This is a genomic window from Sodalis sp. RH22, from assembly GCF_047324165.1.
Lineage (GTDB): Bacteria > Pseudomonadota > Gammaproteobacteria > Enterobacterales > Enterobacteriaceae > Acerihabitans.
Map to the genome: position 1 here is coordinate 1433100 of NZ_CP178731.1, position 22775 is coordinate 1455874.

The window sequence follows — 22775 nt, forward strand, 5'->3', positions numbered from 1 at the left end:
CGTTTCGTCACTATTCGGTCAGTACGGTTTCAACCTGGGCATTGCCGTAACCGTAGCCGTAGCCGACGCCCCACTCCGGCCCCCAGCCGCGGCCGTAGCGGCCGCCCCAGCCCCAGGGGGACATCGGCGGCCCCATCGGCGCCACCACCTGTTGCGTCAGCTGCCAGCGTTTATATCCGTCCGCGCGCACCACTACAAAGGTATACTCCGCCTTGTCGACGGCGCCCTTTTCCGTACCGGTGATTGGGCCGACCACGGTGATCCACTGGTGATTAAAGTCCATCGGTTCCAGGAAGCCGTTGATATAGGCCACCACCCTGCCGGTAGAGACTTGGTGCAGCCTGGGCCGCGCCGAATCATCCAGCGGCACAGAGGCTATTTCCAGCCGGGTGCGTCCGTTGAGATTGGTGACTTTAACCACTTTGCCGCCGAAACGGGCTTCCTGACCGACATACAGGGACGGCGCGTTAAGCACGCGCACCAGATCCTGCTGGGGGGTGGGCGAGGTGCCGCGCACGGCGTCCGGCACCGTGGCGCAGCCGGACAGCATCATGACCACGGCCAGGGCCGGCCAGGTAAAACGACGGCGCTGCGCGCTGCGGACAGTAGTTTGCTTAAACATCTTGCGCTAGATTCCTCATACCTTTAACGGTATACATGGGTTATTACTTTGACCCGTGGCGGCGGCATAAGTTGCTCTTTATTCGCGTCCCGGCAGCTTTTTCCACGTCACTTCATTGCGCAGATAGGTCGGCGCCTGCAATTCCACCGCCAAGACCTCGCCCTGGCTTAAGCGTAGCACCGCCAGCGGCAACATATCCACGGCCGACGGCAGCAGGGTCTGGCCGTCCACGAGCTGCACGGCCGGCGGCGCGATAAGTCCGGGATAGGTTTGCCAGCCGGTGCCGGCCGTTGCCCACTGGCCGGCCAGTTCGGCGGCTTGCGGCGCCAGCTGATCGGGTTTAACCACTTTTTCGCCCGCTTCGCCCAACCATGCGCCGCTGTCGCCGCGCTGGTACTGCGCCCAGTAGACCTCGCCCATGCGGGCATCGATGGCGCACAGCACGCGGCTGATGCCGCACCGGCGCCAGGCGCCCTGCGCCAGCGCCGCCAGGGTCGACACGCCGATCATCGGCAGCCCGGCGCCAAGCGCCAGGCCCTGGGCGATGCCGATGCCGATGCGCACGCCGGTAAAGCTGCCGGGGCCGCGCCCATAAGCCAGGGCATCAAGCTGCGCCAGCTCGATGCCGGCCTCGGCCAGCAGGCTGTCGACCATCGGCAGAATGCGCCGGGTGTGCTCGCGGGGGGAAATTTCAAAACGTTCGCTGATTTCACCGTTGATCCAAAGCGCCGCGGAACAGGCTTCAGTTGCGGTATCGAGAGCTAAAATTCGCGTAGACATGCCAAACCTCAGGCGGGTGTAAAAGAGTGGTGCCGGACCGGGCGGGTATTGTAGCATACCCGCTGGGGCAAAGGGATACGGGATGCCTGCGGGGGCGAGGGGCAATATACGCCACCGGTCAGCGGTGTTGCAAAAAGTCGATGGCGCGCTGCAGCGAGCGGGTGCGCGGCGCCGGCGGCAGGCTGTTGAGGAAAATCTGGCCATAGGGCCGGGTCACCAGCCGCTGATCGCAGATGATCAGCACGCCCCGGTCGTCGCTGTCGCGGATAAGCCTGCCCACCCCCTGCTTTAGGGCGATGACCGCCTCGGGGATCTGCACCTCGGCAAAGGGATCGCCGCCGCGCAGCTGGCAATCCTCGGTGCGCGCCTTAAGCAACGGGTCATCCGGGGCGGTAAAGGGCAACTTGTCGATAATCACGCAAGACAGCGTATCGCCGCGCACGTCCACCCCTTCCCAAAAACTGTTGGTCGCCACCAGCAGCGCGTTGCCGGCGGTAACAAACTGCTGCAGCAGCTGGCGTTTGCCGGTCTCGCCCTGCAATAGCACCGGCAGGGTCAGCGTGGCGCGAAACTCCGCCGCCAGATCCCGCATCATCTGGTGAGAGGTGCACAGGAAAAAGCAACGCCCCCGATTGGCGATAATCACCGGCGCCAGCATCCGCGCCAGCTGCACCGCCGCCCCGCGCTGGTTCGGCTCCGGCAGGAAGCGCGGCACGCACAGCAGCGCCTGGGTCGCGTAATCAAACGGGCTGGGCAGCAGCAAGGTTTTTGCGTCTTCCAGGCCGATCCGCCGGGTAAAATGCTCCAGGCGATCGTTGACCGACAGGGTGGCGGAGGTAAAGATCCAGGTGCCCTCTTTTTCGCTCATCACCTCACGAAAGCGGGTCGAAACCGATAACGGCGTCAACGCCAGCACAAAGTGCCGGGCATTGCATTCATACCAATAGCTGAAACCCGGTTCCTGGGTATTCTTCAGACGCTTGAGCCGCGCGCGGTACAGGCTGGCGCGTTCAAAAGCGGCATCAAGCAGCGCCGACCGTCCCAGCGCCAGCTTCGCCACGTCGTGGCATAATTCCAGTGCGTCATCAAGCAACAGCAGCGCGCGCTGCAGCGAAGGCTGGGTCAGCACGTCGCGCAGGTTGCCGCGAAAACCCGGTTCGCCCAGCGCCAGCCGGAAATCCTGGGTGCGGAAGGTAAGCTGATCGGCGCTCTTTTGCAATTGGGCCATATCGCGCACGTCGGTGCGGTAGGCAAGCGTCATGTCGCGCGCCAGATCCATGAGTTGACGGCTGGTGAGCTGCTGGCCGAAATACTGGCTGGCGATATCCGGCATCTGGTGCGCTTCGTCGAAAATCATCACCTCGCCGGTGGGGATAAGCTCGCCGAAACCGCCTTCCTTAACCACCATATCCGCCAGGAACAGGTGATGGTTTACCACGATCACGTCGGCCTCCATGGCTTTACGGCGCGCCTTGACCACAAAACACTCTTTGTAGAGCGGGCAATCGCCGCCCAGGCAGTTGTCGTTGGTGCTGGTGACCAGCGGCCATACCGGGCTGTCTTCGGCGATGCCGCCGCAGTTGGCCACGTCGCCATCCACCGTCTGCGACGACCAGTTGCGTACGCCCGCCAGCTCCGCCAGGGTTTCCGGCGCCATGCCGACCCCGCCGGCGAGCTGCTGCTCCATGCGCTCAAGGCACAAATAGTTGGAGCGTCCCTTCAGCAGGGCGACCTGACCCTGGTACGCCAGCGCCGCCGCCACTTTGGGCAGGTCGCGGGCATACAGCTGATCCTGCAGCGCCTTGGAGCCGGTGGAGATGATAACCTTGCGTTTTGAACGCAGCGCCGGCACCAAATACGCATACGTCTTGCCGGTCCCGGTGCCGGCCTCCACCACCAGCGGCTGTTTTGTGTCGATGGCCTGCGCTATCGCCTCGGCCATCAGGCGTTGCGACTCGCGCGGTTTAAATCCGGTGATGGCCTTGGCCAACGCGCCCTGCGGCGCAAAATCATCTGTCACGCTGTCTCTCTGTCATTCGGTTGCTGTCGGATTATGCCAAGGCCGGCGGTTGTCCACCACCTTCTTTGCTTAAAACGACACTATGTTATGCTGGCGGTTTACATGATGGCTTTAAGGCGAACAGTATGACCATTGAACGAATCGATCCCGGCGCGCGCATGTCCGAAGCGGTTGTCCACAACCAGACGGTATATTACACCAGCGTGCCGGAAAACCTGGATGGCGACGCCACCGCGCAAACCGCCGAGGCGCTGGCGATTATCGACCGGCTGCTAAAGCGGGTGGGTTCCAATAAAACGCGGCTGCTGGATGTGACCGTGTTCCTGGCCGACGGCGATGATTTCGCCGCCATGAACGCCGCCTGGAACGCCTGGGTGGTGCCGGGGAGCGCGCCGGTGCGCTGTACCGTCGAGGCGCGGCTGATGAACCCGCGCTACAAAGTGGAAATCAAGGTCATCGCGGCGATCTGACCGGCGCGCCGGTACCCGTGCGGCCGGCGGGGACGTTTACAGCGCCCCGTCCTCGTCGTCGTCGTCCTGTTCCAGGGCGGCGTTGCGGGCGTCGCGTTCATCGGCGTTGCGCTCGGCATAGGAACGATCGTCGTCTTCGTCGTCATCCCAGCGAATTGATACCCGTTCACCTGTATGGGTGGCGCGGATTTCATTGGATACCAGCCGGATGGCCTCGCCGCTGCTCATGCCGTCGGCCATCAGGGCCTGGATGCGCTCAACGGCCTGCTGCTGCTGTTCGTGATTTAACGCTGGCATATCGGTCAGCATGCGTGTTCTCCAGAGGGCGGGTCGATGCGTTATTATCTCACGCCGCCGCCCGCGATGCCAATCAATGCGCTTTATGTTCAGCCATGAAGCCGATATCATGCTGTTCGCACCTGCCAGGCGCTTATTGCCGGCAGACTGGACTGGATTACCTGGATCATAGTGTCGATATGTTGCCACAGCTGACTGCCTTACCCTATCACCGCGACGCCATTACCGCCCTGTTCGCCCCCCGCGCCGCCCGGCCCTGGTCGATGCTGCTGCACTCGGGCCATGCCGACCATCCGGACAGCCGCTTCGATATCATGGTCGCTGACCCAGTGGCGACGCTGACCACCCGCGGCGCCGTTACGGTGATTTCCCGCGACGGTCAATCGCATATGAGCGGCGGCGACCCGTTTATGCTGGTGCAACAGCAGGTGGACAGTATGGGGATTCGTCCGGAAGCCCGGGACGATCTCCCTTTCCTGGGCGGCGCGCTGGGCCTGTTCGGCTACGATCTCGGCCGGCGCATTGAAACTCTGCCTGCCCATGCCCAACAGGATTTAACGCTGCCGGATATGGCCGTCGGCCTGTATGACTGGGCGGTGATTGCCGACCATCGCCTTGGCCGCCTGACCCTGGTGAGCTACCGCGATCCGGAGGCGCTGAAGCGGGATTTTCTGGCGCCGCCGGCACCCGAACCCGACCGGCCCTTTCGTTTAAACAGCGGCTGGCAGGCCAATATGACCCGGGGCGAGTATGGCGAAAAATTCCGCCGCATCCAGGAACATCTTTTGGCGGGTGATTGTTACCAGGTCTGTCTGGCACAACGCTTCAGCGCGGCGTTCGCGGGCGATGAATGGCAGGCGTTCCGTCATCTGCTGGAGCATAACGCCGCGCCGTTTTCCGCTTTTTTGCGCCTGCCCGGCCAGGCGGTGCTGAGCCTGTCGCCGGAGCGGTTCCTGCGGGTAAACGCGGGACAGATCCAAACGCGGCCCATCAAGGGCACGCTGCCGCGCCTGGCGGATGCGGAGCAAGATCGGCTGCAAGGGCAAAAACTGGCGGCATCGCCAAAAGACCGGGCGGAAAACCTGATGATCGTGGATTTGCTGCGCAACGATATCGGACGGGTCGCCGTCCCCGGCAGCGTCCGGGTGCCGGAACTGTTTAAAATCGAGGCCTTTCCGGCAGTCCATCATATGGTCAGCACCATTACCGCGCGGCTGCCCCCCCATCGTACGCCGTGCGATCTGGTGCGCGCCTGTTTTCCCGGCGGGTCCATCACCGGCGCCCCCAAAATCAAGGCCATGACGTTAATCGACCAGCTCGAACCGCAGCGCCGTAATGCCTGGTGCGGCAGCATCGGCTACCTGAGCCGCTGCGCCACCCTGGACACCAATATCGCCATCCGCACGCTGCTCACGGAACAAGGGCGCATCTATTGCTGGGCGGGCGGCGGCATCGTCGCCGACAGTTGCGAGGAAGCGGAATACCAGGAAACCCTGGACAAGGTCGCCAAGATACTGCCGCTGCTGCTGGAGTTAAATCGCCCATGAACAGCACTGACAACACCCTGACGCTTACGGATTTCATCACCCGTTTCCAACTGCAGTTGCCGCAACCCAGCGAGCCGGCGCGCAACCAGCGCCGGGCGGCGGTATTGATACCCATCATCTGCCATCACCAGCCGACGGTGCTGTTGACGCGCCGATCGGCGACACTGCGCAAGCATGCCGGCCAGGTGGCCTTCCCCGGCGGGGCGGCGGATAAGGAAGACGCGTCCTTAATCGCCACCGCGCTGCGCGAGGCCCACGAAGAAGTGGCCATCCCGGCCTCGTCGGTCAGGGTCCTGGGGCAACTGCCGCCGGTGGACAGCAGCAGCGGTTTCCAGGTCACGCCCATCGTCGGCCTGCTGGCGGCCGGCACCCGTTTCCGGGCCAGCCGCGACGAGGTGGCGGACATGTTTGAAATGCCCCTGCACCAGGCGTTATCCCTGGCCAGCTATACTCCCCTGCAAATACAGCGCCGCGCCAAAAACCTGCAGGTTTATTTTTCCTGGTATCAAAGCCATATGGTCTGGGGCATGACCGCGCAGATTTTGTATCGGCTGGGCCAACACATCCATCTTTAACGCACGTCCCTTCGTTCCCGGCCGCCGGTTGGGCCGCCGCTATCCCTACCAACCCGCGCCGTGATGGTCATCGCGTCCCGGCAATAAAAGACTTCCCAACGCGATGAAAACCGTTACAATCTCCTATCTTTGCCATATTTGCGAAATATAACTCCATATTAATAATTAAACATAGTCATTTATATAGGTTGTATATCTCGTTATTTCTGACGACAAAAAACCGTCTCCGGCACGCACGTGAAAGGAGATGATCCACGGGCAACGGCTTGCTTTCAGATTAGCCATAACCAGCATGACGCCAGGCCGCCCCGGGGTAGAGGACCGCTTCGTATCGGTCGTCAAACGCAAAGGAAGCGCTTTTTTGGATTAGTTTTTATCATGCGAAAGCGCAAGCCTAACCCGGCATGAGTCATTACAATTAACTGCATTACCCACGGGTATGCGTATTTTATCAGTTCTGAGGAGAGTCAACGTGATAAGCGTTTTCGATATGTTTAAAATCGGCATCGGCCCGTCCAGTTCCCATACCGTGGGTCCAATGAAAGCCGGTAAACAGTTCGTGGACGATCTCGTCGATAAACGGCTGCTCAATGATGTCACGCGCATCGCCGTGGATGTTTACGGTTCGTTATCGCTGACGGGCAAGGGACACCATACCGACATCGCCATTATCCTGGGCTTGGCGGGCAACCGTCCCGATACGGTGGATATCGACGCCGCGCCGGCCTTTATCCGCGACGTTGAGCAACGCCAGCGCCTGATGCTGGCCGGCGGGCCGCACGAAGTGGATTTTCCCCGCGAAGGCGGCATGGTATTCCACGGTTCCTACCTGTCATTGCATGAAAACGCCATGCGCATTCACGCCTTCGCTGGCGAACAGGTCATCTACAGCCAGACGTATTATTCCGTCGGCGGCGGTTTTATCGTTGATGAGGCCCATTTCGGCCAGCCGGTTATCGACCAGATCGCCGTGCCCCACCCTTTCGCCAGCGCCCAGCAGCTGCTCGACCAGTGCAAACAGACCGGTCTGTCGCTGTCGGGGCTGGTGATGCTTAATGAACTGGCGCTGCATAGCCGCGCCGATATCGACAATTACTTCGCCGATATTTGGCAGACCATGCGCGCCTGCATCGATCGCGGGCTAAATACCGAAGGCGTATTGCCCGGCCCGCTGCGGGTGCCCAGGCGCGCATCGGCGCTCAGGCGCATGCTGGTCTCCACGGATAAGCTCTCCAGCGATCCGATGGTGGCGATTGACTGGGTGAATATGTTCGCGCTGGCGGTCAATGAAGAAAACGCCGCCGGCGGAAGGGTGGTCACCGCGCCAACCAACGGCGCCTGCGGCATCGTGCCGGCGGTGCTGGCTTATTACGATCATTTTATCGATCCGGTCACGCCCGAGGTCTACCTGCGTTATTTCCTGGCCTGCGGCGCCATCGGCATTCTTTATAAGCTGAACGCCTCCATTTCCGGCGCCGAGGTCGGCTGCCAGGGTGAAGTAGGCGTCGCCTGCTCCATGGCGGCGGCGGGACTGACGGAATTGATGGGCGGCAGTCCCGAGCAGGTCTGCGTGGCGGCGGAAATAGGCATGGAACATAATCTGGGGCTGACCTGCGATCCGGTGGCCGGCCAGGTACAGGTCCCCTGCATCGAACGCAACGCCATCGCTTCGGTCAAGGCCATCAACGCCTCGCGCATGGCGCTGCGGCGCACCAGCGCGCCGCGGGTGTCGCTGGATAAGGTGATTGAAACCATGTACGAAACCGGCAAGGACATGAACGCCAAATACCGCGAAACCTCGCGCGGCGGCCTGGCCATCAAGGTCCAGTGCGACTGATCTCATCATCCACAACCCGCTGGTCCGCTAACGCGGAACGTAAAGCAGACGTGTTCAAGTAAAAGCGTGCCAATGGGGTCGAATCGGGCGTGGCCTTCTCGCCCGACCGAGCGCCCCATGGCATGCCAGGCCCGCCAACGCCGGACTCAAGGCAGACGTGTTCAAGGGAGGGCGGGTCACGTGTTTACTGTTCCTCATCCTCCACCGGCGGCGCTATCCGTTCGATACGCACCAGCTCGATACGGTATTCCAGCATCTGCAAAATCGTAAACCGCCACTGGCCCAGTTCGATAACCTCACCCACCACCGGCAGTTGATCCCGCTCGGCCAGCAGCAATCCCGCCAGTGAAGCGACATTCTCGTGACCGCGGGTGAGTTCATTATCGTCCAACGCCTGACCCAAAGCGTGCAAATCAGTACCACCCTTTACCAGCCAGGCGTCCTCCTGCGCCACAATATCCGGCGTTTCGTCCTCATCCGGAAACTCGCCGGCAATGGCTTCCAGCACATCCAGCGGCGTTACCAGCCCCTGGATCACGCCAAATTCATTCGACACCACCACCAGGCTACCCCGCGCCCGGCGCAATACCCCCAGCAGGTTCAGCACATCCAGGGTTTCCGGCACCACGATGGCCGGATTCTGCGCGGCATACTCCTGCACATCTTCGCCTTTATCCAACGCCACCATCAGGTCCTTGGCGCGGACCACGCCGATCAACTGGTCCAGCTCGCCGTCGCACACGGGAAACATACTGTGCGGCGTGGCCAAAAGCGTAGCACGCAGCTCCTCCACCGGACGCCGGCAATCCACCCAGGAGATTTCGTTGCGCGGCGTCATCACGCTGCGCAACGAACGCGACGCCAGGGACAGCACGCCGGTAATCATATAACGCTCCTCGTCGGCAAACTCCGCCTTAGGTTCGTTTGGCATCTCCTGCGCCCCCTCCTCGCGCAGCCTGGGCCCGCCCATCAAACGTAAAATGGCTTCGGCGGTGCGCTGGCGAATCGGCCCGCGCGCCTGGTTTCTAACAAAATTGCGCCGGGCTATCTGATTAAACAGCTCAATAAGCACCGAGAAACCGATGGCCGCGTACAAATAACCTTTGGGGATGTGGAAGCCAAAGCCCTCGGCTATCAGGCTCAGGCCTATCATCAGCAAAAAACTCAGGCACAGCACCACGACGGTAGGATGGGCATTTACAAAACGGGTCAAGGCCTTGGACGCCAGCAGCATAATGCCCATGGCGATAACCACGGCGGTCATCATCACCGGCAGGTTGTTGACCATGCCGACCGCGGTGATCACCGCATCCAGGGAAAATACCGCGTCCAGGATAACAATTTGCACCACCACCGCCCAGAAACTGGCGTAACCGCGGTTGGCGTCATGCTGCACATCCTGGTTCTCCAGCCGTTCATGCAGCTCAGTGGTGGCTTTGAACAGTAAAAACAATCCGCCCAGCAGCAAAATCAGATCCCGGCCTGAAAAGCTGAACATGCCCACGCTCAGCAACGGTCTGGTCAGCGTAACCATCCACGAGATCAACGACAGCAGCCCCAAACGCATCAGCAACGCCAGCGCCAGGCCGATAACCCGGGCTTTGTCCCGCTTTTTCGGCGCGACCTTCTCGGCCAGGATAGCGATAAATACCAGGTTATCGATACCCAGCACAATTTCCAGCAGTATCAACGTCAGCAGACCCACCCACAGCGTCGGGTCCATTAAGAATTCCATTGGGCGCTCCAGATCGACAGTCCATTAAAACGGCGCAATAAAACACCGCGGCAGCACGCGTGGGCAAGCGGCGTCACGTCCGCAAAGACCGTAGAACGCGCGGCGTTTTCCCACAGAGGGGACACAGGGATGACGGGTTGGATTCCCGGCGGTGCGGGAAGGTGCGACCCGCGGCTGGCGCAACATGCCGGCGGAGCCTGGACGGGTAAAGGAGAAAACCATACATCAGGGGTGACGTTTTTTCGGTGACAGTCCATAGGGGGGGCTGTGGCCCATCGCTCCTTATCGATAAGTAAGACATTCAACTCTATCAGGTAACTTTGCGGACGCATAAAACTATTTTTGTCTGCAAGTTGTCATGCATGTCTTCTACACTGATTTGTGAGCTCATTGTTTTCCTCATGCACAAATAACTGAGCGCCGTCACAATTTTTATTTTTTTACACACTAAAATAAATCGCGTTTAACCGCTATTGATTCACATCTTCACATGAATCGTTTCAACACACACAGCGGACATCAAACAGGGTGGCGAATAAAAATACCCTGGCTAAGAAGTTAAAACCGCCCGTGCTCACTGGTAGCAAACACGCCAGGCGGTCTGACTGCTTAACCCAATTAGTTAACAGAGGAGGTATCAGTGAGTATTGCTATCATAATTGGCACTCACGGGTCAGCAGCCGAGCAGTTGCTTAAAACGGCTGAAATGATATTGGGCGCGCAAGAAAACGTCGCCTGGATAGATTTTGTTCCCGGGGAGAATGCTGAAACACTGATTGAAAAATATACCGCGCGCCTTGCGCAACTTGATACCCAGGAAGGTGTGTTATTTCTGGTTGATACCTGGGGTGGCAGCCCGTTCAACGCCGCCAGCCGCATTGTGGTCGATAAGGAGAATTACGAAGTCGTCACCGGCGTTAATATTCCCATGTTGGCGGAAACCTTTATGGCGCGTGATGACAAGCCGGGTTTTGCCGCGCTGGTGAACATCGCCGTCGAAACCGGACGCGCCGGCGTCAAGGCCCTCAAAGCGCCCGAACCGCAGACGGCGGCCACCCCCGCGCCGGTTGCCGCGCCAACCCCTGCCGCCAAACCGCATCCCAATGCCGGCGGTCATATGACCATCGGTCTGGCGCGCATCGATGATCGTCTGATCCATGGCCAGGTCGCCACCCGCTGGACCAAGGAAACCAACGTTAAACGCATTATCGTGGTCAGCGATGAAGTTGCCGCCGATACCGTGCGCAAAACGTTATTGACCCAGGTCGCTCCTCCAGGCGTCACCGCGCATGTGGTGGACGTGGACAAGGCCATCCGCGTTTACAACAACCCGGCTTATGCCAAGGATCGCGTGATGTTGTTGTTTACCAACCCCACCGACGTTGAGCGCGTCGTGGAAGGCGGCGTCAAAATCACCACGGTAAATATCGGCGGCATGGCGTTTCGCCAGGGTAAAACCCAGGTTAACAATGCCGTATCGGTTGATGAGAAAGATATCGCCGCGTTTCGTAAGTTAAACGATCGGGGAATTGAGCTTGAAGTGCGTAAGGTCTCATCGGATTCGCCGCTGAAGATGATGGATTTGATAAATAAACTCGGTAAATAAATTCGCCGGAAAAACTAACACCTACGAGCGTATCACTTTCCTGAAAAAAAGATTTACCGCTCTCTTACGTTTGTCAGAGGAGAAGTACAATGGAGATCACCACGCTTCAGATTGTGCTGATTTTTATAGTGGCCTGTATCGCAGGCATGGGTTCAATACTCGATGAGTTTCAGTTCCACCGTCCGCTGGTGGCATGTACGTTAATCGGCCTCGTGCTGGGTGATATGAAGACCGGTATCATCATCGGCGGTACGCTGGAGATGATTGCCCTGGGTTGGATGAACATCGGTGCCGCCGTGGCGCCCGATGCCGCGCTGGCCTCCATTATTTCCACCATCCTGGTCATTGCCGGCAATCAAAGCGTGGGTGCCGGCATCGCGCTGGCTATCCCGCTGGCTGCCGCCGGCCAGGTACTGACCATTATCGTACGTACCATTACCGTGGCCTTCCAGCATGCCGCTGACAAAGCCGCGGAAAACGGCAACCTCAGCGCCCTGAGCTGGATCCACGTCGGCGCGTTGCTGTTGCAGGCCATGCGTATCGCCATTCCGGCCGTGATCGTCGGTGTTTCCGTCGGTACCGACGCCGTCCACGCCATGCTCAGTTCCATCCCGGAAGTCGTGACCAACGGCCTGAACATCGCCGGCGGCATGATCGTGGTAGTAGGTTACGCGATGGTCATCAACATGATGCGTGCCGGCTACCTGATGCCTTTCTTCTATCTTGGTTTCGTCACCGCGGCTTTCACCAACTTCAACCTGGTTTCCCTGGGTGTGATTGGCGTGGTCATGGCTGTCCTGTATATCCAGTTGAGTCCGAAATATAACCAGACCAACGGCGGAAACGGCGGCGGCGCCAGGGGCGTTAACGATCTTGATAATGAACTTGATTAATAGGTGAGCGAAATGGTCGATATAACAACTGCTCCAAAGAAACTGACTCCCGGCGATGTGCGTGCTGTCTTTATTCGCTCGAACCTTTTCCAGGGATCATGGAACTTTGAACGTATGCAGGCGCTGGGTTTTTGCTTCTCGATGGTGCCGGTAATCCGTCGCCTGTATCCTGAGAACAATGACGATCGCAAACAGGCGATTAAACGTCACCTGGAATTCTTTAACACCCATCCGTACGTGGCGGCGCCGGTATTAGGCGTAACCATGGCAATGGAAGAACAGCGCGCCAACGGCGCTCCCATCGACGATGCGGCCATCAACGGCCTGAAAGTGGGCCTGATGGGACCGCTGGCGGGCGTGGGCGACCCCATCTTCTGGGGTACCGTACGTCCGGTGTTCGCCGCGCTGGGTGCCGGCATCGCCATGAGCGGCAGTCTGCTTGGCCCCCTCCTGTTCTTTATCCTGTTTAACGCCGTGCGTCTGGCAACCCGTTATTACGGCGTGGCCTACGGCTACAAAAAAGGCGTGGATATCGTTAACGATATGGGCGGCGGTTTCCTGCAGAAGCTGACGGAGGGCGCCTCGATACTGGGGCTGTTTGTCATGGGGGCGCTGGTGAATAAGTGGACCCATGTGAATATTCCCATGGTGGTCTCGCGTATCACCGGTCCGGACGGCCAGACCACGGTGACCACCGTGCAAAGCATCCTCAATCAGCTGATGCCGGGCCTGGTGCCGCTGCTGCTGACCTTCGGGTGCATGTGGCTGCTGCGCCGCAAGGTCAATGCGCTGTGGATTATCGTCGGCTTCTTCGCCATCGGTATCTTCGGCTACTGGATAGGCCTGCTGGGACTGTAATCGTAGTGATGCAAACGTGGTAATGCGCAACCGGGGGCCATCCCCCGGTTTTTTTATTTTTCGCAAGGAGTCAGGATGTCTGTTACCGATATTGTCCTGCTGGTTATCATCACGCTGGCATTGGCGTTCGCCCTTTACGACGAGTTTGTCGTAGCCGGCATGCTTAAGGGCAAAACCCGGCTGAAAATCGGGCTTAAGCGCCAAAGCCGTATCGATGGACTGATATTTATCGGCCTGGTGCTGATTCTGGTGTACCAGAACATCACTAATAAAGGTACGGTTTTTACCACCACTTTATTATTAATCCTGGCATTTATGGCGACCTATCTTGCCTATATCCGCCGGCCAAAACTCATTTTCAAAACCGCGGGTTTTTATTATGCCAATGTTTTTATCCGCTATGACCGGATTAAAAATATGAACTTATCCGAAGATGGTTTTCTGGCTATAGATTTGGAGAAAAGAAGGTTATTGATCCAGGTTCAGCATCTTGATGATCTTGAAAGGATTTATAATCAATTCATGGAAAATAATTAACGTAATAACAACCTATAATATAAGGTTATCACCGCCGATGGCCTTACTGCGATGGGCCATGGCGAAATTTTTAACCTTACAATGTATGCTATTAAATAACCCCAAGGTTGATGTTTTTATAGGTATGCGATAAATAAGCGTATGCAAAAATGCTATTTTATTTTTGTGGTTGTTATACGGTAAATACGATGTTATGGTTTTGCGGTCATTAGGGAGTAGCCGGTTTCCACCATAGCAGGCGGAAATGCCCGTATCAACATACTCGTTATACGCCGCTCATCCGGCGTAAACGTGGTGCGGGCGACCAGGACGGTCGGCGAGACTATAGACACGACGAACCATCGTGGGGTTGGGATGATGGGGAAGCGTGTATATTGGCTCCCAGCCGAGGCCTGATTATGATGAACCTGTCCGCGACCCTGATCCTTGCATTCGGCATGTCCATGGATGCCTTTGCCGCCTCCATCGGCAAAGGGGCCGCCCTGCATAATCCCCCCCTGCGCGAAGCGTTGCGCACCGGACTGATTTTCGGCGCCATCGAAACCGTTACGCCGCTGATCGGCTGGTCGCTGGGGCTGATGGCCAGCCGCTATATTCTGGCGTGGGATCATTGGGTGGCGTTTATCCTGCTGGGCTGCCTGGGCATGCGCATGGTGGCCGGCGGTTGGCGCCGTCAAACAGAGACCGCGCCGCGCCTGGGCCAGCATAGCCTGAGGGTGCTGGCGACCACCGCTTTCGCCACCAGCCTGGACGCCATGGCGGTGGGCGTGGGGCTGGCCTTCCTGGAAGTCAATATCCTGCATACCGCGATGATTATCGGCCTGGCCACCATGATCATGGCCACCCTGGGCATGCTGCTTGGCCGCTTTATCGGCCCATGGCTCGGCAAAAAAGCGGAAATTATCGGCGGCGCCATCCTGATCGGCATCGGCTGCAATATCCTGTATGCCCATTACGCCCAGGCCGCCCTGCCCGGCCTGTAGGGGCAGGTCTCAATCCTCCCGCCGCCAGGCGCGGATGATAAAATCGGTTTCGCAGGCAAACCGCCCCAGTCCGGCTAAGCGCGTCATGACCTCGGGCGTGGCGCGCCACGCAAACGGGGTCATTTGCAGCAAACTGGCTGCGGCCTCGCCGGTCATCTCCATATCATAGCTCAGGCGGTGCGTCGCAAGCGCGGTGAAGCCGGCGAAATGCTCATCCTTTAACGGATGCAGCATGACCTGGGGATAGATGCAGGCTTTAAGCTGATAAAGATGCCGGGGTCCGGGCGCGACGGTGACCACCAGCCCGCCGGGCTTTATGACGCGATACATTTCAGCGGGATTGCAGGGCGCGTAAATACGCAATATGCCGCCGAGCGAACCGTCGATAAACGGCAGGCGCTGGGTGGACGCAACGCAAAACCGCGCCTGCGGGTAACGCTTCGCCGCCAGGCGCACCGCCGTTTTAGCGATATCCAGCCCATACACCCGCCCGCCTCCCGGACGTTGCGCCAGCGTCGCCGCAAGCGCCTGCGTATAATAGCCTTCGCCACAGCCGATATCCAGCCAGTCGCCGCCCGGCGCCCACGGCAGTTCGTCGACCAGCGCCATAACCCGATCGCGCATCGGCTGGTAATAACCGGCATCAAGAAACGCGCGGCGCGACTGCATCATCTCCTGGTTATCACCCGGCGCCTTGCTGCGCTTGAACTGCACCGGCAGCAGATTGACATAGCCTTCGCGGGCGCAGTCATAGCGGTGCCGCTGCGCGCAGGACCAGTAATTCTCGGCGCGCGTGAGCGGCAGGTGGCAAAGGGGGCATTGATAGCAGGGCATAACCGGTTCCGGACGTAAACGCAATCAGGTGCGCATCTTACCGTAAATCCGGCGCGCCGGCAGCGGGAATGTCATGCCGGCGCCTCAGGAGGCGCCGGAGCCCGGCCTCGATGCGGTCACCAGGCGATTGTTGTCTTCCGGCAAGGCGTCGGGCTCCACATTCATGATGCGCAGCACCTCAGCCATAATGGTGCTGAAGACGGGCGCCGACACCGCGCCGCCATAATACTTACCCGCCTGGGGATTATTGATCACCACCACCAGCGCGAAACGCGGGCGGCTGGCCGGCGCGATCCCGGCAGTATAGGCGATATACTTATCAATATAACGGCCGTCGGGGCCGATTTTTTTAGCGGTGCCGGTCTTCACCGCCACCCGGTATCCCCTGACGGCGGCTTTAACGCCGCCGCCGCCCGGCAGGGCAACGCTTTCCATCATATGTTTCACCTCATGCACCAACGCCGGGTCCATGACGCGCTGGCCGACCACCGGCGGGTCGATACGGGTAATGGACAAGGGCCGGTAAACGCCGTCGCTGGCGATGGTGGCGTAGACCCGCGCCAGTTGCACCGGGGTGACCATCAGGCCATAGCCAAACGAGAACGTCGCCCGATCCAGTTCGCCCCAACGCATACGATGCGGCATCAGGCCGGCGCTTTCACCGGTCAGGCCGAGGTCGGTGGGCTGGCCCAGGCCGAAAGCGCGATAGGTATTGAGCAAGGCGGTAACCGGCATTGCCAGCGCCATGCGCGAGACGCCGACATCGCTGGATTTTTGCAGGATGCCGGTCAGGGTTAACTGCGGATAAAACGCCACATCCCGGATCAGATGGCCGTCAAGCGTATAGGGATGGGTATCGAGCAGCGTGTCTGGCTTGACGATGCCCTGCTTGAGCGCCGTCATCACCACCATCGGCTTTACCGTCGATCCCGGTTCGAAAATATCGCTGATGGCGCGATTGCGAAAATCGTCTTCGCCGGCCCCGGCGCGGTTATTGGGATTAAAGGTGGGATAGCTGGCCATGGCCAGGATTTCGCCGGTATTGACATCCACCAGCACCGAGGCGCCGGAATCCGCCTTATTGAAAGCCACCGCGTTGCTTAACGCCTCCTCGGTTTCACGCTGCAGCCGCAGGTCGATGCTCAGCGCCACGTTATGCGCGGGCGAGCTGTCGGTGGAGGAAAGGGTTTCCACCACGCGGCCAAACCGGTCCTTGCGCACCACCCGCTGTCCGGCCACGCCGGTCAGCAGGCGGTTGAAACTTTTTTCGATACCCTCGATCCCCTGATCGTCGATATTGGTAAAACCCACCAGATTGGCCGCCGTCTCCCCCGCCGGATAAAAGCGTCTGGACTCTTCTTTGCAATAGATGCCGGGCAGCTTCAGTTGCTTGATATAATCGGCGACGTTAGGTTCGATCTGACGCGCCAGGTAGATAAAGCGCATATGGGGATCGTGATTGATCCGGGCGGACATCTCGTTGAAAGGCAGGTTAACCGTCTGCGCCAGCGCCTGCCAGCGGGAGGACGCCGTCACCCCGCCCTTTTGCGCCACTTCGTTCGGGTCGGCCCAGATGGCGTCAACGGGTACGCTGACCGCCAGCGGCTGGCCGTTGCGATCGGTTATCATCCCCCTGGGTATCGGCGTCTGCTCCACGCGCAGCGAGCGCATGTTCTGCTGCGCCACCAGATTGTCCGGTTTGATCACCTGCAGCCAGCCGATGCGCATCAGCAACACGGCCAGTATGGCCGAAATACCGATACACATCAGACCAAACCGCCATTGAATAAAATTCTGCTTACCCTGACCCGGCTTCGTTTTCACACTGCTCTCTTATACGGCTATTTTTATTATCAGACGCATTAAAACCTATTCGCCGGAGCATGCGCGCAAAAACAATGCTACAAGGCTTGCTAATTTGCAACAAAGCGCAAATTTCCCTCTCGCCAGCCACCGATTGTTGCTTTGTTACAAACACCGGCGCCAGGAACGGATAAAATTACGCTACTCTATGTTTTCAGCGCGGGACATTATCGCAGGACATTATGACAGCTTATTCTCCCCTCATTGACGGCATCGCCGGCGTAAAACATGGTTTTGGCGATAAAGCCCATCTGATGCCGGAAAGGTTGCTGCCCTGGCAGGATACCCTGGCGGTAAAAAAACAGGTGCATGGTATTCAAATCCGCGAGGTTACGGGACCGGGCGAGCAGTGCGGCGAGGCGGACGGCGTGGTGACTTCCACTCCCGGCGTACTGCTGAGTGTACTGACCGCCGATTGCCTGCCGCTGCTGTTCGTCCGCCGCGACGGCAAAAAGATCGGCGCGCTGCACGCCGGCTGGCGCGGGCTGGTGGCGGGCATCATTGAACAATTCGCCGCCATGCTGCTGGCCAGGGACGATAATCCGGCGGAGTGGGTGGCGGCCATCGGTCCGTCGGCCCGCCCGTGCTGCTACGAGGTCGGCGAGAGCCTGGTGGCGGATTTTTTAGCGCGCCTGCCGATACCCAGCGCTATCGTGACGCCGGCGTACCGGCGTCTGGATTTGGCCGCTATCGCCCGGTATAAGCTTATGGCGGCGGGATTCCAGGCGGTGGACGATATCGGGCATTGCACGATTTGCGCCACGTGCGCGAACGGGGACGGAATGACGCAGGCAGGCACGCGCTTCGCGTATACCAGTTTTCGTCGCAACAGCGTAAAGCGCGCCATCGACCCCGCCTATCCGACCATCAGCGGCCGCAATCAGCATTCGGGATTGGTGATTTTGCCCGGTTGAAGACGTGATTCATTCTTCGGCACCCGACAGCCAGCGTCGCGGGGCGGCACAGGTACGGAAAACAGGAACAGAGGGAAGTGCGGGGAAGATGTCGGGCAAGAATGAAACACCCTGCCAGTGGGGCACTGGCAGGGGGAATTACATGTTATCCATCGGCCAAATGGCCAATTGCTGCCGAAGCGGCGTGGATTACAGAGCAGTTACATTAACTGCTGAAGGGCCTTTCTGACCATCCTGGATTTCGAATTCTACGTTCTGGCCTTCGGCCAGAGTTTTGAAGCCGTTACCCTGAATAGCGGAGAAGTGAACAAACACATCTTTGCTACCATCGGCCGGAGTGATAAAACCAAAACCTTTAGACTCGTTGAACCACTTCACTTGACCTTTGATCTTTGCCATCTTGCATATTTCCTTTGGAGTGTTTAAATCGCCCTGAGGCGAGACAGAGACAAACTGGAGTCGTTACTGCTTGAGGCACTAAGATTAGGATCGGCAGAGAAGCGGTATGCAACGATATCGTCTTTACGCAAAACTTCTTTACTGAAAATGCCATTCATATACAGAACTGTACCTCGTTTTACCCAAATGCGTTATCACATACTCTGTTATCAATGGCAAGCCATTTTTGAGCAGGGCCGGATATGTCGCACATAATTAAATCGTTCAGTAGCATTGGGAAGGTTATCAGCGCATCCAATAGTTGAAAATTTCGCCCATTCGATTACGAGGTTAACCACCGCGATGATTTCTGTACCATTTATCGATAACCTTAGCGCAAACACTTGTCAACGTCCAATGCAATATTCAAGAATAACTATTCATTTACTTAGAAAAGAAAACAAGAGGCATGGCTCACATTTTTTCAGATTTGCTTATACCCTAATCTGCTATCCATGGAATAAAATTTACACTGCGGGTTTTACCGAAACGGGATCCGCAACATGCCCGCCGGGCTGCGGCGCGGCGACCATGGCAGAAACGATGCGCCATCAGTGATCCCCAATATTGTGCAGCGCCGCCGGCGCGCAATCACGCCGGCGTTTAACCCGCCATTGCCGCGAGCGCGCCAGGGTTAATTTATCGCCATGACGGCAAACAGGTAAATCGGTTAACTCGGCCGCTAATAGAAACTTATTAATATAGGAAAAGGGTTTAACCAGATTTTTTTTAATATATTTTATATGACTAGCGTCATTATAATGAAATAAATAACAGGATAATGTGGATCCGGGACGGGTGTTAACCCGGGCGCGGACGTCCGGTGATATCCACCGCCGCCCGGCGGTCGCGGCTATTTTCCCCGGGCGTTTAGCGCCGGGATTATATCCCGGCGGCTAGGGCATTGTTACAGCGCTATTTTCCCACCGATTTTCAGCGCACGGAAATGCGGGTCTTTAATGCCCGCGTTTAATAAAGCCTGCTCCAGCTCCAGCGGCGGTTCATCCAGCGCTTCGTCCGCCAGGTCAAATACTCCCCAGTGGATGGGGATCACCCGCGGACAGTGCAATTGCTGATAGACGTCTACCGCGCCGGCGGGACTCATATGGCTCTCGCCCATGAACCATTCTGGTGCATAGGCGCCGATCGGCAAGGCGGCGACGCTAAAGGGTCCGAGCCGCGCGCCGATTTCAGCCAGGCCCGGACTGTAGCCGCTGTCGCCGGAAAAATAAAAACGCCAGTCTTTGGTTTCCACTACCCAGCCGCACCACAGGCTGCGATTGTGATCTTTCAGGGTACGCTGGCTCCAGTGCCGCGCGGGAACGCTGTGCAAGCGGATGCCATGGCTATCGACGCTGTCCCACCAGTCGCACTGTTTCACCGTGCGCACGCCGCGTTTACGCAACCAGTCGCCCATGCCCAGCGGCGCCATGACCTGTATCGCCGGAAAACGCTTGAGCAGCTTTTTTAGGGTGCCTTTATCGAGATGATCATAATGGTTATGAGAATAGAGGATCATCTCAATGGGCGGTAAGCCGGCAATGTCCACCGGCGCCGGTGTTCTCCGGCGGGGTCCGATAAAGGGCAGCGGCGAGGCGCGATTGCCCAGGGCCGGATCGATAAGCAAATAGCGGCCCGCCGCGCGCACCATCAGGCAGGCATGTCCCAGCCACCATACGGCGTCCTCTTTGCCGCTGAAATCGGCAGGTTGCCACCAGCGCGCGATAAACCCCGGATAGCCGTCCCTGGGGGGTTTGGGCAGGCCTTGTTTTTTTCTCTCGTCCTGCCACTTCCTGTAGGCGCCGGGGGTTCTGGTCCCCGGTTCGATATTACGGAAACCTTCCGGGGTGTGGTGGGGTTTTGCGGCGTCATACCAGGGATTTTTCTTCGTCATCGTGTTCTCGATTCTCCCATTGGATGCAAGCCAACGGCAAAAATGCGCAGATTACCGGATTATGTGATGGCCGCCACCGCTGCGCCGGGCAGGATGGCATAGAATAGGCAAAAATTAGCGTTCGGCGATAAAATCTTTAAATAGAATGGGTTCGCCTGCCGGCAGCGCCTTGGCGCCGTTGTCGGAATTACCCGCCTGACCCAGGCGCAGCAGCAGTTCGGTCTGTTTTTTCTGCTGTTCAAGCAATTCATTGAGCAGCGCGATCTGTTCGTTGGCCCTGACGCTTGCGCGATTAAGGTAAAACCAGACCACCAGGCAAATAATAAAAAAAACCAATGCAATCGCCATCGAGGCGATATTAATGCTATCAAATCCAAATACGTTCATAAAGTGACCTTGCCACTGAAAAAACCAGAAGCTATCTTATCACTCCGCGGCCTTCATTGTACCCCGCAAGTCAAAATTGCCGCCCTCTTCGCCCCGCTTACCAGGGCATCCACTTGGTCACCAGGCATATGCCGCTGAAAAAATCACCGCCCTGATCGCAAAAACTGTTGAGGGCCGATAACCACAGCAGCAGGCAAAGCAGTAAAATGACCAGTATTGATATTGAAGTGTTTTTTTTCAAAACCCACGTCCTGTACCGTCGCAATACAAATATTCTAGCCAGCAAAACTTAAACGAATGATAACCACAGGGATTTCATTATCAGAATAATGATTTATAAAGCGGATGATATGGGTGGAAGAAAATAGGGTGCCAAGGATGTACCCCGGCAGACCCGCATCAGATTACGGACGCGCCGTCCGGTCAAACTTCAGATCGATAAGCGCGATCGCCTTTTCGATAGCCCGGCGGGTCACCGGATCCTGCGCGCCCGGGTGGGTGGCAAAATCAATATTTTTCAATTGGCCCGACATCTTTTCCCGGATCTCAACGGGTGCGATGACATCGATAACATCCAGTATTTGCTTGATAACCAACTGGCAGGCAACTAAATCGGAGACCAGTTCCTGGTTTTCCGAAAAGGGTTGGGACATGATTACGCCTCTCTGCGCTGGACCGCCGGTTAAAACGGATAGTGTTGATAGCCGATTTGCTGGGAGATATTCCGCGCCGCATCGTGCAGCATCTTCACATAATCGCTTTTACTCTCTTCCGAGAAGCGGATGGTCGGGAAGGATATACTCAAGCCGGCAATCACCACGCCGAAGCGATCAAAGATAGGCACCGCAATACAGCGCAGCCCCTCTTCCTGCTCTTCATTATCCTCGCCGAAGCCCTGTTCACGCACCAGATCCAATTCCGGCAGCAAAGCCGCGGCATTGGCGGCGGTACGCTGGGTGCTGCGATTAAACACCACGCCGGAAAGAATTTCCCGCGCCTCGTCCCGGTCGCGCCAGGCCAGCAGCACTTTGCCGATAGCGGTACTGTAAAGCGGATTGCGGCGACCGACCCGGGAGTACATGCGCAGGTTATACATGGAGTCGATTTTGTGGATATAGACAATGCTGTCCTCATCCAGCGAACCCAGGTGAATGGTTTCGCGGGTTAAGTTGGACAGCACGCGCATCTGGATATCGGCAATGCGAATCAAATCCACATTCTGCAAGGCCTTGGCGCCCAGCTCAAACAGCTTGAGGGTCAGAGAATATTTTTCCGACTCGCCTTCCTGCGACACGTAGCCAAGGGATTTCATCGTCTGCAAAAAACGATAGACCGTGCTTTTGGACATCATGACGCGCTGTGAAAGCTCGGTAATACCGATTTCCCGTTCTTCGCCCAAGGCTTGTAAAATGCCAAATACCTTTAATACAGACGATACGGAGTCGGGCTGTCTGTCTAAATCTGCTATCGCCATGGTGATAAAAGTCCTGATAATTGTTTTGTTTTAAAAAAAATAGAACATGATTTTTATTATAAAGGCAAGGCTGCAATTAACGCAATCACCATTGTCTTTGCAGGATGTTTTTAACCGGGCATGAACGTTTTATTACATTTATCCGAGTGCGCGGCGGTCGCCGATCCCCTGTTTAATGCTAGGATAATGCTTTTAACGGGATGTTAATCCT

The 22775-nt window shown here is 57.8% G+C and carries 23 protein-coding genes, 1 pseudogene and 1 riboswitch; of the genes and pseudogenes, 10 read left to right on the top strand and 14 right to left on the bottom strand.

Annotated elements, in window-relative coordinates; all coding sequences use genetic code 11:
• Nucleotides 1-10: 10 nt before the first annotated feature.
• The 3 genes from ACL2XN_RS06495 to ACL2XN_RS06505 form a co-directional block, all read right to left on the bottom strand.
• Complete coding sequence (locus ACL2XN_RS06495; protein WP_413730500.1) at nucleotides 11-622, bottom strand: Slp family lipoprotein; 612 nt, start codon at nucleotides 620-622, stop codon at nucleotides 11-13.
• A 78-nt stretch (nucleotides 623-700) separates the two neighbouring features.
• On the bottom strand, nucleotides 701-1402 hold the full coding sequence (gene tsaB, locus ACL2XN_RS06500) for a tRNA (adenosine(37)-N6)-threonylcarbamoyltransferase complex dimerization subunit type 1 TsaB (protein WP_413730501.1): 702 nt from the start codon (nucleotides 1400-1402) through the stop codon (nucleotides 701-703).
• A 118-nt stretch (nucleotides 1403-1520) separates the two neighbouring features.
• Nucleotides 1521-3422, bottom strand: coding sequence for an ATP-dependent DNA helicase (locus tag ACL2XN_RS06505; protein ID WP_410015285.1), 1902 nt, complete (start codon nucleotides 3420-3422; stop codon nucleotides 1521-1523).
• A 125-nt stretch (nucleotides 3423-3547) separates the two neighbouring features.
• On the opposite strand from ACL2XN_RS06505, the gene ACL2XN_RS06510 reads away from it, so the two are divergent.
• Nucleotides 3548-3892, top strand: a complete 345-nt coding sequence (locus ACL2XN_RS06510; protein ID WP_410015286.1) for a RidA family protein — start codon at nucleotides 3548-3550, stop codon at nucleotides 3890-3892.
• Between the two features lie 126 nt (nucleotides 3893-4018).
• On the opposite strand, the pseudogene ACL2XN_RS06515 reads toward ACL2XN_RS06510, so the two are convergent.
• A pseudogene (locus ACL2XN_RS06515) lies at nucleotides 4019-4201 on the bottom strand (YoaH family protein); the annotation flags it as partial.
• 167 nt (nucleotides 4202-4368) lie between these two features.
• On the opposite strand from ACL2XN_RS06515, the gene pabB reads away from it, so the two are divergent.
• From pabB to ACL2XN_RS06530, 3 genes are all read left to right on the top strand, one after another.
• Nucleotides 4369-5736 (top strand): aminodeoxychorismate synthase component 1, encoded by a 1368-nt coding sequence (pabB, locus tag ACL2XN_RS06520; RefSeq protein WP_413730502.1) that lies wholly within the window; start codon nucleotides 4369-4371, stop codon nucleotides 5734-5736.
• Nucleotides 5733-6311, top strand: a complete 579-nt coding sequence (locus ACL2XN_RS06525; RefSeq protein ID WP_413728502.1) for a CoA pyrophosphatase — start codon at nucleotides 5733-5735, stop codon at nucleotides 6309-6311. The genes pabB and ACL2XN_RS06525 overlap by 4 nt, the downstream gene beginning before the upstream one ends.
• Nucleotides 6312-6783: 472 nt before the next feature.
• Nucleotides 6784-8148, top strand: coding sequence for an L-serine ammonia-lyase (locus ACL2XN_RS06530; protein ID WP_413730503.1), 1365 nt, complete (start codon nucleotides 6784-6786; stop codon nucleotides 8146-8148).
• Between the two features lie 184 nt (nucleotides 8149-8332).
• Here ACL2XN_RS06530 and ACL2XN_RS06535 read toward each other — a convergent pair whose 3' ends face one another.
• A complete protein-coding gene (locus ACL2XN_RS06535; RefSeq protein WP_413730504.1) occupies nucleotides 8333-9883 on the bottom strand; it encodes a TerC family protein in 1551 nt (516 codons plus the stop codon).
• Nucleotides 9884-10523: 640 nt separating this feature from the next.
• Between ACL2XN_RS06535 and manX the strand changes: the two genes are divergently transcribed.
• The 5 genes from manX (at nucleotide 10524) to mntP (ending at nucleotide 14760) form a co-directional block, all read left to right on the top strand.
• A complete protein-coding gene (gene manX / locus ACL2XN_RS06540; RefSeq protein ID WP_410015291.1) occupies nucleotides 10524-11489 on the top strand; it encodes a PTS mannose transporter subunit IIAB in 966 nt (321 codons plus the stop codon).
• Nucleotides 11490-11578: 89 nt separating this feature from the next.
• Nucleotides 11579-12382 carry a PTS mannose/fructose/sorbose transporter subunit IIC gene (locus tag ACL2XN_RS06545; protein WP_410015292.1) on the top strand — a complete coding sequence of 268 codons (804 nt, stop codon included), beginning with the start codon at nucleotides 11579-11581 and terminating at the stop codon, nucleotides 12380-12382.
• Nucleotides 12383-12394: 12 nt separating this feature from the next.
• Nucleotides 12395-13240, top strand: coding sequence for a PTS mannose transporter subunit IID (locus ACL2XN_RS06550; protein WP_410015293.1), 846 nt, complete (start codon nucleotides 12395-12397; stop codon nucleotides 13238-13240).
• Nucleotides 13241-13315: 75 nt separating this feature from the next.
• Complete coding sequence (locus ACL2XN_RS06555) at nucleotides 13316-13777, top strand: DUF986 family protein (RefSeq protein WP_410015294.1); 462 nt, start codon at nucleotides 13316-13318, stop codon at nucleotides 13775-13777.
• Nucleotides 13778-13975: 198 nt separating this feature from the next.
• Nucleotides 13976-14175, top strand: a riboswitch (yybP-ykoY riboswitch).
• Between the two features lie 3 nt (nucleotides 14176-14178).
• Nucleotides 14179-14760, top strand: coding sequence for a manganese efflux pump MntP (gene mntP / locus ACL2XN_RS06560; RefSeq protein WP_410016559.1), 582 nt, complete (start codon nucleotides 14179-14181; stop codon nucleotides 14758-14760).
• 9 nt (nucleotides 14761-14769) lie between these two features.
• Here mntP and rlmA read toward each other — a convergent pair whose 3' ends face one another.
• Together rlmA and ftsI are read right to left on the bottom strand one after the other, a co-directional pair.
• The gene (gene rlmA, locus ACL2XN_RS06565) at nucleotides 14770-15594 is read right to left on the bottom strand and encodes a 23S rRNA (guanine(745)-N(1))-methyltransferase (protein WP_413730506.1); all 825 of its coding nucleotides are present in this window, start codon (nucleotides 15592-15594) and stop codon (nucleotides 14770-14772) included.
• Between the two features lie 84 nt (nucleotides 15595-15678).
• Entirely contained in the window at nucleotides 15679-17361 is a 1683-nt protein-coding gene (ftsI, locus tag ACL2XN_RS06570; RefSeq protein ID WP_413730952.1) for a peptidoglycan glycosyltransferase FtsI, read from the bottom strand.
• A gap of 278 nt (nucleotides 17362-17639) precedes the next feature.
• Here ftsI and pgeF point away from each other — a divergent pair, with 278 nt between their 5' ends.
• Entirely contained in the window at nucleotides 17640-18371 is a 732-nt protein-coding gene (pgeF, locus tag ACL2XN_RS06575) for a peptidoglycan editing factor PgeF (RefSeq protein WP_413730507.1), read from the top strand.
• Nucleotides 18372-18560: 189 nt separating this feature from the next.
• Here the strand turns inward: pgeF and cspE are convergent, their stop codons facing one another.
• From cspE to kdgR, 7 genes are all read right to left on the bottom strand, one after another.
• Nucleotides 18561-18770, bottom strand: a complete 210-nt coding sequence (cspE, locus tag ACL2XN_RS06580; protein ID WP_005968829.1) for a transcription antiterminator/RNA stability regulator CspE — start codon at nucleotides 18768-18770, stop codon at nucleotides 18561-18563.
• A gap of 23 nt (nucleotides 18771-18793) precedes the next feature.
• Nucleotides 18794-18928 (bottom strand): DUF2627 domain-containing protein, encoded by a 135-nt coding sequence (locus ACL2XN_RS06585; RefSeq protein ID WP_132921323.1) that lies wholly within the window; start codon nucleotides 18926-18928, stop codon nucleotides 18794-18796.
• Between the two features lie 788 nt (nucleotides 18929-19716).
• Nucleotides 19717-20703, bottom strand: a complete 987-nt coding sequence (locus tag ACL2XN_RS06590) for an MBL fold metallo-hydrolase (protein ID WP_413730508.1) — start codon at nucleotides 20701-20703, stop codon at nucleotides 19717-19719.
• Between the two features lie 114 nt (nucleotides 20704-20817).
• Complete coding sequence (locus tag ACL2XN_RS06595) at nucleotides 20818-21090, bottom strand: YebO family protein (protein ID WP_410015299.1); 273 nt, start codon at nucleotides 21088-21090, stop codon at nucleotides 20818-20820.
• Between the two features lie 97 nt (nucleotides 21091-21187).
• Nucleotides 21188-21331 (bottom strand): PhoP/PhoQ regulator MgrB, encoded by a 144-nt coding sequence (gene mgrB, locus ACL2XN_RS06600; protein WP_410015300.1) that lies wholly within the window; start codon nucleotides 21329-21331, stop codon nucleotides 21188-21190.
• Nucleotides 21332-21494: 163 nt separating this feature from the next.
• Entirely contained in the window at nucleotides 21495-21743 is a 249-nt protein-coding gene (locus ACL2XN_RS06605) for a DUF2766 family protein (RefSeq protein WP_410015301.1), read from the bottom strand.
• A 29-nt stretch (nucleotides 21744-21772) separates the two neighbouring features.
• Nucleotides 21773-22564 (bottom strand): DNA-binding transcriptional regulator KdgR, encoded by a 792-nt coding sequence (gene kdgR, locus ACL2XN_RS06610; RefSeq protein WP_410015302.1) that lies wholly within the window; start codon nucleotides 22562-22564, stop codon nucleotides 21773-21775.
• Between the last annotated feature and the right edge of the window lie 211 nt (nucleotides 22565-22775).